Source organism: Seohaeicola sp. (assembly GCF_048006315.1).
Classification (GTDB): Bacteria; Pseudomonadota; Alphaproteobacteria; order Rhodobacterales; family Rhodobacteraceae; genus Seohaeicola.
Genome location: NZ_CP180350.1, coordinates 3,842,510 through 3,854,613, shown reverse-complemented (window position 1 = coordinate 3,854,613; position 12,104 = coordinate 3,842,510). Strand labels below are relative to the sequence as shown.

The 12,104-nt window shown below is 67.0% G+C and carries 11 protein-coding genes and 1 pseudogene; all 12 read right to left on the bottom strand.

The window, feature by feature from the left end:
• Positions 1–33: 33 nt before the first annotated feature.
• The 12 genes and pseudogenes from ACMUJL_RS19020 to ACMUJL_RS18965 all read right to left on the bottom strand — a co-directional run bounded on the left by ACMUJL_RS19020 (position 34) and on the right by ACMUJL_RS18965 (position 12,075).
• Positions 34–567 carry a NuoB/complex I 20 kDa subunit family protein gene (locus tag ACMUJL_RS19020; protein ID WP_068286593.1) on the bottom strand — a complete coding sequence of 178 codons (534 nt, stop codon included), beginning with the start codon at positions 565–567 and terminating at the stop codon, positions 34–36.
• Complete coding sequence (locus ACMUJL_RS19015; RefSeq protein ID WP_068286590.1) at positions 558–923, bottom strand: NADH-quinone oxidoreductase subunit A; 366 nt, start codon at positions 921–923, stop codon at positions 558–560. Before ACMUJL_RS19015 ends, ACMUJL_RS19020 begins: the two co-directional genes overlap by 10 nt.
• 288 nt (positions 924–1,211) lie before the next feature.
• On the bottom strand, positions 1,212–1,997 hold the full coding sequence (locus tag ACMUJL_RS19010; RefSeq protein ID WP_375571698.1) for a crotonase/enoyl-CoA hydratase family protein: 786 nt from the start codon (positions 1,995–1,997) through the stop codon (positions 1,212–1,214).
• Positions 1,994–2,851, bottom strand: coding sequence for a hydroxymethylglutaryl-CoA lyase (locus ACMUJL_RS19005; RefSeq protein ID WP_375571700.1), 858 nt, complete (start codon positions 2,849–2,851; stop codon positions 1,994–1,996). The genes ACMUJL_RS19010 and ACMUJL_RS19005 overlap by 4 nt, the downstream gene beginning before the upstream one ends.
• Before the next feature lie 31 nt (positions 2,852–2,882).
• Positions 2,883–3,569, bottom strand: coding sequence for a glutathione S-transferase family protein (locus ACMUJL_RS19000; protein WP_375571702.1), 687 nt, complete (start codon positions 3,567–3,569; stop codon positions 2,883–2,885).
• Positions 3,566–5,527, bottom strand: a complete 1,962-nt coding sequence (locus ACMUJL_RS18995) for an acetyl/propionyl/methylcrotonyl-CoA carboxylase subunit alpha (protein ID WP_375571704.1) — start codon at positions 5,525–5,527, stop codon at positions 3,566–3,568. Before ACMUJL_RS18995 ends, ACMUJL_RS19000 begins: the two co-directional genes overlap by 4 nt.
• 102 nt (positions 5,528–5,629) lie before the next feature.
• Positions 5,630–6,040, bottom strand: a complete 411-nt coding sequence (locus tag ACMUJL_RS18990) for an ASCH domain-containing protein (protein WP_375571706.1) — start codon at positions 6,038–6,040, stop codon at positions 5,630–5,632.
• Between the two features lie 2 nt (positions 6,041–6,042).
• Complete coding sequence (locus ACMUJL_RS18985) at positions 6,043–7,647, bottom strand: carboxyl transferase domain-containing protein (RefSeq protein ID WP_375571708.1); 1,605 nt, start codon at positions 7,645–7,647, stop codon at positions 6,043–6,045.
• Complete coding sequence (locus ACMUJL_RS18980; RefSeq protein ID WP_375571710.1) at positions 7,644–9,209, bottom strand: AMP-binding protein; 1,566 nt, start codon at positions 9,207–9,209, stop codon at positions 7,644–7,646. Before ACMUJL_RS18980 ends, ACMUJL_RS18985 begins: the two co-directional genes overlap by 4 nt.
• A 4-nt stretch (positions 9,210–9,213) precedes the next feature.
• Complete coding sequence (locus tag ACMUJL_RS18975; protein WP_068286573.1) at positions 9,214–9,552, bottom strand: hypothetical protein; 339 nt, start codon at positions 9,550–9,552, stop codon at positions 9,214–9,216.
• Positions 9,549–10,712, bottom strand: a complete 1,164-nt coding sequence (locus tag ACMUJL_RS18970) for an isovaleryl-CoA dehydrogenase (protein WP_375571712.1) — start codon at positions 10,710–10,712, stop codon at positions 9,549–9,551. The genes ACMUJL_RS18975 and ACMUJL_RS18970 overlap by 4 nt, the downstream gene beginning before the upstream one ends.
• Before the next feature lie 158 nt (positions 10,713–10,870).
• Positions 10,871–12,075 (bottom strand): annotated as a pseudogene (locus tag ACMUJL_RS18965) (DegT/DnrJ/EryC1/StrS family aminotransferase).
• Positions 12,076–12,104 lie beyond the last annotated feature (29 nt).

Here is a 12,104-nt window from a genome sequence, read left to right as displayed (position 1 = left end):
GAAGCGGCGGCCCCTGTCGCGGGGCCGCGCGCATCAGCGCACGATCGTTCCGGTGCGGCGGATCTTGCGCTGCAACTGCATCAAGCCATAGAGCAGCGCCTCGGCGGTGGGGGGGCAGCCCGGCACATAGACATCGACCGGGACGATACGGTCGCAGCCGCGCACGACCGAATAGCTGTAGTGATAATAGCCGCCGCCATTTGCACAGCTTCCCATCGACAGCACGTAACGCGGTTCCGGCATCTGGTCATAGACCTTGCGCAGCGCGGGGGCCATCTTGTTGGTCAGCGTGCCTGCCACGATCATCAGGTCGGACTGGCGCGGGCTGGCGCGCGGGGCGATCCCGAAGCGTTCGGCGTCATAGCGCGGCATCGAGGTATGCATCATCTCGACCGCGCAGCAGGCCAGGCCGAAGGTCATCCAGTGCAGCGAACCCGTGCGCGCCCAGTTGATGATGTCCTCGGTCGAGGTCAGCAGGAAACCCTTGTCCGCCAGTTCGGCATTCAGGGCCTGCGTGGCATGTTCGCGGTCGCCGCCCGCGGTATTGGCGCCAGTCATCACTCCCATTCCAGGGCCCCCTTCTTCCACTCGTATGCAAAGCCCACGGTCAGCACGGCCAGAAACACCATCATCGACCAGAAACCCACCATGCTCACATCCTGGAAGGCCACGGCCCAGGGGAACAGGAAGGCGATTTCAAGATCGAAGATGATGAAGAGGATCGACACCAGGTAGAAACGCACGTCGAACTTCATCCGCGCATCGTCGAAGGCGTTGAAACCGCATTCGTAGGCGCTGACCTTTTCGGGGTCGGGATTGCGCACCGCGATGATGACGGCCGACAGGATCAGGACAAGCCCAAGTCCGATGGCAATGGCCAGAAAGACGAGGATGGGCAGATATTCCCTAAGCATCCCTTCCAAGAGTGGCTCCTTCCGCGCATCGAGGCGCAATCTGCTGGCTACAGGTTTGCGCGCAGGTTTACTCCTGCCCCCGCTCAGGGTCAACCAAGCGACCGTCACATTCGCCGTTTTGAAGGTGTTCGGAAAAAGCTGCGCATACAATGGGATACCAAAAATGGCGACCACTCATGCGTCAATTCGCCAGTATCACGCTGCGAAAGATCGGCTGAATATTCAAGGCATTGGCCGAAAAGATGCCGCAACGCGGCATGACGGGACGCGATTCTTTGCCCGCTTCGCGGCCAGCCCCTACCCCTGCCAGCGTGGTTTGCGCTTGCCAAAGAAGGCTCCGATCCCCTCGGGCGCCTCATCGCCTTCCCAGCAGGCGGTCAACTCGGCGATCGTATGCGCGATGGTGCTCTCGTCGATGACCGGCCCAAGGCGGCGCAACAGCGCCTTGGCGCGGGCCACGGCCTGCGGCGCGCAGTCCAGGTAGGGTGCGACCTCGGCCGCGATGGCTGCATCCAGATCGGCAGCGGGCACCGCACGGGCGAGCAGCCCCAGATCCACAGCCTCGGCCGCATCGAAACGGCGGCCCGACATGAACACCCGCCGCGCCCGCGCCTCGCCCATGCGGGCGCAGACATAGGGGCCGATGGTGGCCGGGATCAGGCCCAGCCGCGTTTCGGTCAGGGCCATCAGCACGCTGTCCGCCCCGATCGCGATATCGCAGACCGAGGCCATGCCCACCCCGCCGCCAAAGGCATTGCCCTGCACCCGGCCGATCAGGGGCTTGGGCAGCGTGTTCAGGGCCTGCAGCATCCAGGCCAGCCTCGCGGCCTCGCGCCCGCGCGTCTGCGCATCCGCCGCCATCTGCTCCTGCATCCAGCCCAGATCGCCGCCAGCGCAAAAGCTGCGCCCCCGCGCCGCCAGCACGACGACGCGCACCGCGTCATCCGCGCCCAGCGCCTGCACTGCCTCGGTCAGCTCTGCGATCATGCGCGCCGACAATGCGTTGTGCTTGTCCTCGCGCGCCAGCCAGAGCGTGGCCACCCCGCGCGCGTCGCGTTCGATCTCGATCGTCTCGTAGGTCATTCCTGCCCCCGCATCGCGCGCGCCATGGCCGCGGCCTTGTCCAGCACCGTGGCATCCAGCCCTGTTTCATGGCCCAGCGCCGTCAACCGCGCGTGTACCGCTTCCGTCGCCACATTGCCCGCGGCACCGGGCGCATAGGGGCAACCGCCCAAGCCACCCACCGCCGCATCGAAGACCCGCAAGCCACGCGCCAATGACACCTCGATATTGTCCAGCGCCCGGCCCGCGGTGTCATGGTAATGCCCGGCCAGCTGCGCCGCCGGCACCGCGTCCAGCACGGCGGCCAGCATGGCGTCGATGCTTTCGGGCCGTCCCTGCCCGATGGTATCGCCCAGGCTGATCTCGTAGCAACCCATCGCCAGAAGCGCCGCCGCCACACGCGCCACCTGTTCCGGCGCGACCGCCCCGTCGTAGGGGCAATCCGTCACGCAGGAGACATAGCCGCGCACGGGCAGGCCAGCCGCGCGCGCCGCCTCTGCCACCGGGGCGAACCGCTCAAGGCTTTCGGCGATGCTGGCGTTGATATTGGCGCGGGAGAACCCTTCCGAGGCCGCGCCGAAGATCGCAACCTCGTCGGCCCCCGCCGCCAGCGCCGCCTCCAGCCCCTTCATGTTGGGCGTCAAGGCCGCATAGCGCACACCGGACGCGCGCCTGATACCTGCCAGTACCGCGCCGCTGTCGGCCATTTGCGGCACCCATTTGGGGCTGACGAAGCTGGCCACCTCGATCCGGCGGAACCCGGCACCACTCAGGCAATCGACCAGCGCGATCTTGTCGGCCACCGGAATGGCGCGCTTTTCATTCTGCAACCCGTCGCGGGGGCCCACCTCGAAAATCTCGACATATCCGCCCATCAGCATGGCCCTTTCATCGTTCCCCGAATGCTCATCCTGCTGCCCCCGCCGCCTGCTCCCAGGCCGGATAGAAGTCTTGGGTATAGATCAGCGCCTCGCCGGGTTGCGGCAGGGCGGCGCGGAAGCCGTCGCGGTCGGTGATCCGGGCCAGCCAGGCCTCAAGCTCGGGAAATCCATCGGTCCTGGCGAAAAGCCGCGCCAGGTAGACCGCCTGCCCCACGGCGATGTCGCAGGCCGAAAAGCCGCTGGTCAGCAGATGATCCCGGTTCTCGACCGGGGTGCTCAGCCGCGCCTCGATGGCGGCGTAGCATTTCAGCACGCGCGCAGCCTCGAGCTTCATGACGATGGGGCTGCGCATCGCGTCATCGTAAAGCAGGATATGCTGCTGGGTCAGGGCCGCCACATGCTGGCTGATGGTTTCGGCAAAATGCAGCCAGACAAGCCAGGCCATGCGGTCGGGATCACCGGGCAGACGGCCCAGCCCCGCATCGGGAAAGCGCTCGCACAGGTATTCCATGATCGCGGCACTTTCGAACATGCGCTCGCCATCGATTTCCAGCGCGGGCACGCGCCCCGCGGGCGAGAGGCTCAGGAAATCCGGCGCGCGCAGGCTTTTGTCGAAGGCGCGCAGCTGCACGGCATGGGGCACGCCCAGTTCCTTGAGCAGCCAGAGCACCCGCATCGAGCGGCTTTGCGGGCAATGGTGCAGCGTGATCATGCGCCCGCCTCCTGCGCGGCCACTGTCTCGGCCTCCAGCCGTACCAGTGCCGCACCGGCTTCGACCTGGGCACCGGCACTCACCAGCACCTCGGCCACCACGCCATCCCGCGCGGCCAGCAGGGCATGCTCCATCTTCATCGCCTCAAGCACGGCAAGCCGGTCGCCCGCCTGCACCGCTTGCCCCGCCTGGGCGAAGACCGCCTTGACCAGCCCCGGCATCGGCGCCTCGATCAGGTTGCCATCCCCCGCCGCCGCCGCATCCCGCGCCAGCGGATCGACGATGCGGAAACCAAGGCCTGCCCCGGCAAAGACCGTCACCAGATCCCCCGTGACGCGCACATCGGGCGCCACTTGCCCCTCCAGATGCCAGCGCCCGCCCTGACGCAGGGCCTGAACCGTATCGGCCCCCAGCATCACGCGCCGCCGGTCGGGGCCATCGCAGGCGACCCGTGCCTCCAGCACATCCCCTTCATGTTCCAGCGTGACCGTCCAGACCAGCGGCGACCAGAGCGCAAAGCCGCCGTGATCCGGGCCATCCGCCAGCAGACCAAGCGCCGCAAGCGCCGCCAGCGCCAGGTCGGCGGGTCGCGCGGCCGGGACCGCCACCAGCGCATCAAGATCGCGCCCGATCAGGCCGGTATCCACATCGCCCGCCGCAAAGCCGGGATGCGCGCAAAGCGCCGACAGAAAGCCGAGGTTGGTGACCGTGCCCGCCACCTGCGTGCCGCCCAGCGCCGCGCGCATCCGCGACAGCGCCACGTCGCGCGTGGGACCATGGGTGATGATCTTGGCGATCATCGGATCGTAGAAGGGGCTGATCGCATCGCCCGTGCGCACGCCGCTGTCGGCACGGCACCCGGCCGGAAAGCCCAAATGCGCCAGCGTGCCGGTGGCAGGCAGGAACCCCTTGGGCACGTCCTCGGCATAAAGCCGCGCCTCGAAGGCATGGCCGCGGATCGACAGATCCTGCTGCCGGGCGGGCAAGGCCTCGCCCGCCGCGACGCGCAACTGCCATTCCACAAGGTCGATCCCGGTGATCGCCTCGGTCACGGGATGTTCCACCTGCAGGCGCGTGTTCATCTCCATGAACCAGAACCCGTCGGGGCGCAGGCCATGGCTGCCATCGACGATGAACTCGATCGTGCCCGCCCCGGCATAGCCGATGGCCTCGGCGGCGCGTACGGCGGCGCGGCCCATGGCCTGGCGCACCTCTTCGGTCATGCCCGGTGCGGGCGCCTCCTCGATCACTTTCTGGTGGCGGCGTTGCAGCGAGCAGTCGCGTTCGAACAGATGCACGGCGCTTGTGCCGTCGCCGAACACCTGCACCTCGATATGGCGCGGTTTTTCGACGTATTTCTCGACCAGCACATCCGCATTGCCGAAGGCGTTCTGCGCCTCGGACCGCGCACTTTGCAGCGCATCGGCGAAATCGGCGGGTTTGGTGACAAGCCGCATCCCCTTGCCCCCGCCGCCTGCCACGGCCTTGATCAGCACCGGGTAGCCGATGGCATCCGCCGCCCCGGCCAGATGCTCGGGGTCCTGGTTGGCGCCGTGATAGCCCGGCACGACGGGCACGCCCGCCTTTTCCATCAACGCCTTGGCCGCATCCTTGAGGCCCATGGCCCGGATCGCATCCGCCGAGGGGCCGATGAACACAAGCCCCGCCGCCACCACCGCATCCACGAAATCGGGATTTTCGGACAGAAAGCCGTAGCCGGGATGGATCGCCTGCGCGCCCGCATCAAGTGCTGCCTGAATGATCCGGTCACCCCGCAGGTAGCTGTCGGCCGGCGCCGCGCCCCCGATATGCACCGCCTTGTCACAGGCCGCCACATGGGCCGCATGCGCATCGGCATCGGAATAGACCGCGACCGTCCGCACCCCCATGGCCCGCGCGGTGCGCGCGACACGGATGGCGATCTCGCCGCGATTGGCAATCAGGATGGTGTCAAACATGGGAACTCCTTTTCGGGTCCTGTGCGGGGTGATGCGGCGCAAGCGAGGGGCCAGCCCCTCGCGCACCCCGGGATATTTCGGGCAAGAAGAAACAGGGCCGGGTCATGCGAAGACCTCGACCACCGTGAAACGCTCGACCAGCATTTCGGCATCCGGCGAGAAGAGCCCGGCACGGGTCAGGTAGGCGCGGTAGCCTGCGCGCCAGTCGTCAATATCGCGGAATTCGCCCTGATCGGCCACCAGATCCTCGGTCATCGCGGAGAAGGGCATGAAGGCCAGATCGACCGTCCGGATCGCAAGAACGGGCACGCCGTCCCAGTCCAGCGCGATATCGGTGCGCCCCGGTTCCGGCAGGGGTTCGGACCGCCGGGCAAAGCCTGCGACCGCGTCACAGGTGACGGTCTTGCGCCCCTGTCGCACCAGATCAAGGATCTGCGCGTTCAGCGCCCGGCTGTCGCCGAAGCGGAAGCTTCCGGCGCCGGGATAGCGGGCGATGGCTTCGGCCTCGGTCATGGTCACATCCGGAACACGCCGAAGCGCGTGTCCTCGATGGGCGCGCAAAGCGCCGCCGACAGCGACAGCGACAGCACCTCGCGCGTGCGGCGCGGATCGATGATCCCGTCATCCCAGAGCCGTGCCGAGGCATAGAGCGGATGCGACTGGCGCTCGAACATCTCGATGGTGGGGCGCTTGAATTCGGCCTCGTCCTCGGCAGACCATGTGCCGCCCGCGCGTTCGATCCCGTCGCGGCGCACGGTGGCCAGCACGCCCGCCGCCTGTTCGCCGCCCATCACGGAAATGCGGGCATTGGGCCATGTCCACAGGAAACGGGGCGAATAGGCGCGCCCGGCCATGCCGTAGTTGCCCGCCCCGAAGGAGCCGCCGACCAGCATGGTGATCTTGGGCACATTGGTCGAGGCCACGGCCGTCACCATCTTGGCGCCGTGCCGCGCGATGCCCTCGTTCTCGTATTTGCGGCCCACCATGAAGCCGGTGATGTTCTGCAGGAACACCAGCGGGATCTTGCGCTGGCTGCACAGTTCCACGAAATGCGCGCCCTTCTGCGCGGCTTCCGAGAAGAGCACGCCGTTATTGGCCACGATCCCCACGGGGCAGCCCTTCACATGGGCAAAGCCCGTGACCAGCGTCTCGCCGAAACGCGGCTTGAACTCGTCGAAGCGGCTGCCGTCGACCAGCCGCGCGATCACCTCGCGGATGTCATAAGGCGTGCGCAGATCGCCGGGCACCACGCCCAGGATCTCTTCGGGATCGTAGGCGGGATCCTCGGGGGTCTGCCATTGCACGGTTGCGGGCTTCGCACGGTTCAGATGGCTGACCGCGCGGCGGGCCAGCGCCAGCGCATGGGCGTCATCCTCGGCCAGGTAGTCAGCCACGCCGGACAGGCGCGTGTGCACATCGCCGCCGCCCAGATCCTCGGCGGTGACCACCTCGCCCGTCGCGGCCTTGACCAGCGGCGGTCCCGCCAGAAAGATCGTGCCCTGATCGCACACGATGATCGTCACATCGGACATGGCGGGCACATAGGCGCCCCCCGCCGTGCAGGACCCCATGACCACGGCGATCTGCGGGATGCCCTTGGCGCTCATCCTGGCCTGGTTGTAGAAGATGCGCCCGAAATGGTCGCGATCGGGGAAAACCTCGTCCTGGTTGGGCAGGTTGGCACCGCCGCTGTCCACGAGGTAGATGCAGGGCAGATGGTTTTCCTCGGCGATTTCCTGCGCGCGCAGGTGTTTCTTGACCGTCATCGGGTAATAGGTGCCGCCCTTCACGGTGGCGTCGTTGCACAGGACCATCACCTCAAGCCCGTGGACCCGGCCGATACCCGCGATCACGCCCGCGCCGGGAGCGGCGCCGTCATACATGTCATGCGCCGCCGTCGCCCCGATCTCGAGAAAGGGCGCGCCGGGATCGAGAAGGTTCGCCACCCGGTCGCGCGGCAGCATCTTGCCCCGTTCCAGATGGCGCGCGCGCGCCTTGTCGCCGCCGCCCGCCGCCGCAGCCTCTGCCGCCTTGGCCACCTGTTCCAGCGCCGCCAGATGCGTGGCACGGTTGGTCTGAAACGCCTCGGATGACGCGATCGCGCGGGATGTCAGTTTCATGTCTCGCTCTCCCTTTCCCGCGTGGCGCGGGCCTTGAGTTCCTTGCGGATCACCTTGCCGGTCACGGTCATCGGCAGGGCATCCAGAAATCCGATCTCGCGCGGATAGGCATGTTTTGCCACCCGCGCCCGGACATGCGCCGCCAATTCGTCCGCCAGCGCATCCGAGGCGGTGAAACCCGGTTTCAGCACCACATAGGCCTTGACCAGTTCGGTGCGCAGCGGGTCGGGCTTGCCGACCACGCCCACGGTGGCGACAGCGGGATGGGTCAGCAGGCCATCCTCGATCTCGGAGGGGCCGATCCGGTAACCCGCGCTGGTGATCACGTCATCCTGGCGCCCCACGAAGCGGATGAACCCGTCTTCGATCACGCCCCGGTCACCGGTCAGCATCCAGTCGCCGCGAAACTTCTCGGATGTAGCGTCAGGCCGGTTCCAGTAGCCCAGCATCATCGAGGCCGCACCGCGCCGCACCGCGATATCACCCTCGCCCGCCGTCTGCTGACCCTGCGCATCGATCACCGCCACGTCAAAGCCCGGCACCGCCTTGCCGATACAGCCGGGGCGCGGCGCAAAAAGCGCGGCACAGCTTGAGGCCACCATGTTGCATTCGGTCTGGCCGTAGAATTCGTTGATCGTCAGGCCAAAGGCCCGCCGCCCCCAGTCCAGCATCTCGGCGCCCAGCGGCTCGCCCCCGCTTGCGACCGAGCGCAGCCCCGGAATGCGGGCATCGGCGGCCTTGAGCATGCGCAGCGCCGTGGGTGGAAAGAACACGTTGCGCACACCGCCCCGTTCGATCACGTCAAGGCAATCGGCCACGCTGAACTTTGCCATCCGCGCCGCCACCACCGGCACGCCCAGCGCCAGCCCCGGCATCAGCACATCGAAAAGCCCCCCGATCCAGGCCCAGTCCGCCGGCGTCCAGAGGCAATCGCCGGGTTGGCCCAGCAGGTCATGGCTGATCTCGACCCCCGGCAGATGCCCGGTCAGGATGCGGTGGCCATGCAGCGCGCCCTTGGGCGCGCCCGTGGTGCCGGAGGTATAGATCAGCACCGCCGGATCCTCGGGTCCGGTATCGGCGGTGTCGAAATGTGCGGCGGGCAGATCGGCATCCTCGGGCACCAGTGTCGCCAGATCGAAGCCGTCCAGCAGCCCCGCCCCCTCGGCGTCGCAGACCACCAGACGCGCGCCCGCATCGGTCAGGCGGGTGCGCAAGGCATCCTGACCGAACAGCTTGAACAGCGGGATCGACACCGCGCCCAGTTTCCAGATCGCCAGATGCGCCGCTGCCGTCCAGCCCGATTGCGAGCGCAGAACGCCCACCCGGTCACCCCGCGAAACGCCCCGCGCCGCCAGACCATGGGCCAGCGCATCAGCCATGCGGCGCAGATCGCCAAAGGTGATATGGCGCGCCGCACCATCGGACAGATCGAGGATCGCAAGGCGCTCGGGCTCCCGCGCGGCCCGGTCGTCACAGGCCTGCGCCGCCATGTTCAATCGCGCGGGCAGGTCCCAGCGAAACCCCGCAACCAGTGCATCAAAGCTTTGGCCCTGTTCCAGCATCGGCTCAGGCCTCCGGCGCAAGGGGGGCCGCGAAGGGACGATCACCCGGACGCCCCACATGCAGCAACCCGCCGCCGCGCCCCACGAAATAAGCGCGCTCCGCCTCACGCCCTTCGGCGCAGATCACCACCAGCCAGACCCGTTCGTCCGTGCCCGGCACCGCGTGGCACATCCGGATCGCATCGGGGGCAAGCCCCTGGTCAGCGACATAGCGGTTGGCATAGGCCATGATCACATCCGTTTCGCTCAACTCCGCCTGCCGCGCCCCGGCCAGATAACCCAGCGTACCCGCCACCGCGGTCAGGACCGCGATGACACCCAGGACGACGGGCGGCAGTTTCATGACATCGCGGCCATCATCTCGCGGCCTACCAGCATGCGCCGGATCTCCGAGGTGCCGGCACCGATTTCCATCAGCTTGGCATCGCGGAAGATCCGCGCCACCGGCGCATCCGCCAGGAACCCCGCCCCGCCCATCGCCTGCACCGCCTGGTGCGAGACCTTCATCGCCTCTTCGCTGGCATAAAGCACGCAGGCGGCGGCATCGGCGCGCGTCACCTCGCCCCGGTCGCAGGCCTTGGCGACTTCGTAGACATAGGCGCGGGCCGAGTTCATGGCCGTGTACATGTCGGCCAGCTTGCCCTGCATCAGCTGGAAATTCCCGATGCTTTGGCCGAACTGGCGGCGCTCGGCCATGTAGGGCATGATCTCGTCCAGGCAGGCGGCCATGATGCCGGTGCCGATGCCCGACAGCACCACGCGCTCGTAATCCAGACCCGACATCAGCACGCGAACGCCGCGCCCTTCTTCGCCAAGGACGTTCTCGAAGGGCACTTCCACATCGTCGAAGATCAATTCGGCGGTGTTGGACCCGCGCATGCCCAGCTTGTCGAAATGCTTGCTGGTGGAAAACCCCTTCATGGTCTTTTCGATCAGGAAGGCGGTGATCCCCTTGGACCCCGCATCCGGGTCGGTCTTGGCATAGACCACCAGCGTATCGGCATCGGGACCATTGGTGATCCAGTACTTGTTCCCGCTCAGCCGGTAGTGATCGTTGCGCTTTTCGGCGCGCAGCTTCATCGAGACCACGTCGCTGCCCGCACCCGGCTCGGACATGGCCAGTGCGCCCACATGCGCGCCACTGACCAGACCGGGCAGATATTTCTGCTTCTGCGCCTCGGTCCCGTTCAGCTTGATCTGGTTGACGCAGAGGTTGGAATGCGCGCCATAAGACAGGCTGACGCTGGCGCTGGCGCGCGCGATTTCCTCGACCGCGATGACATGGGCAAGGTATCCCATCCCCGCGCCGCCGTAAGCCTCGTCCACGGTGATGCCAAGCAGGCCCAGTTCGCCCATCTCGCGCCACAGCTCGGCGGGAAATTCATTGCTGGTGTCGATCTGCCCCGCCATCGGCCTGATGCGTTCCTGTGCCCAGCGGTGCACCATGTCGCGCAGCGCGTTCACATCCTCGCCCAGATCGAATTTCATCGTTGCTGTGAACATCCCTCATCCTCCCCCGGATCGCGCGGCCCGGCATTTATTGAACGCTTGTTCATTAATAGGCATGACAAGCGAGTCGCGTCAACACCCTTGCACGGTCGCCCAACGGACCGCGCCCCTGCTTCACCGATCCGAAAATACGCAAGAGACCTGTTCGGTCGTCACGCCGCCTGGTGAACGGCACTGACCTCGGCGCGGATGATGCGGGCCAGCAGCGCGCAATCCTCGAGGCTGAAGGTCAGCGGCAGGCGCATGTCCAGGATCCCGGCCAGAATCCGGTCGCTTGCCGGCATCGGCGCGCTGGGGGCATAGCGCCAGCTGTCATAGCGGCTGGTGAAACCGGCTGGTTCCGCCGCGCCGAACCACTTCAGCTCGACCCCGCGCGCGGCGCAGCGCGCAACCACATCACGCACCTTGGGGCGGCCCAGTCCAGCAGCAGGAACTGGAAGGACGAGCCGACAAAGGCTTCTTCGTCCGGGCGATCGATCAGGCGCAGGCCGGGGCAGTCGCGCAACCCCGCCTCGACCACGCGGTAGCGGTCGGTCCACGCGGCGCATTGCGCCTCAAGGCGGCGCAGCTGCGGGCGCAGGATCGCCGCGCGCAGGTGATCCATCCGCCCCGAGATATTGGGCGTGTCGTATTTCACCGCTTCGAACACCGCAGGTTCCGGCGCCGCAAGGTGGCGCGGATACAGCATGTAGGATCCCGACAGGATCACCGCACGGGCCATGACCTGGTCATCATTGGTGACAAGAAACCCGCCCTCGCCCGAGTTCATGTGCTTGTAGGTCTGCGTCGAATAACAGCCGATCACCCCGTCGGTGCCCGACAGCCGCCCGCGCCAGCGCGCCCCCATCGTATGGGCGCAATCCTCGATCACGCGCACGCCGTGACGGGTGCAAATCTCCAGCAGCCGGTCCATGTCGCAGATATGCCCACGCATATGGCTGAGCAGCAGGACCGATGCCTGATCCGCCTTGGCCTCAAGATCATCAAGGTCGATGGTCAGCGCCTCGGTCACGCCCACGAAGACCGGCACCGCGCCCACCGCCGCGATCGCGCCTGGCACGGGTGCCAGGGTGAAGGCATTGCTCAGCACCCTGTCACCGGGTCTGACCCCCAGCGCCCGCAGCGCCGTTGTCATCGCATAGCCGCCCGAGGCCACGGCCAGGCAGTATTTCACCCCCATGGCGGCGGCGAATTCCTGCTCCAGCAGCGCAACCTCGCCCGGCTCGTCGCCCTTGACGTTGTAACGGTGCAACCGCCCGCTGCGCATGATGGCGATGGCGGCCTCGATCCCCTCTTCGGGGATCGGCTCCTGCTGGGTGAAGCTGCCGGTGAAGATGTCGCTGCGGTTCTGATCCATGCCCCTGTTGTGGTGCGACAGGGGCCTTT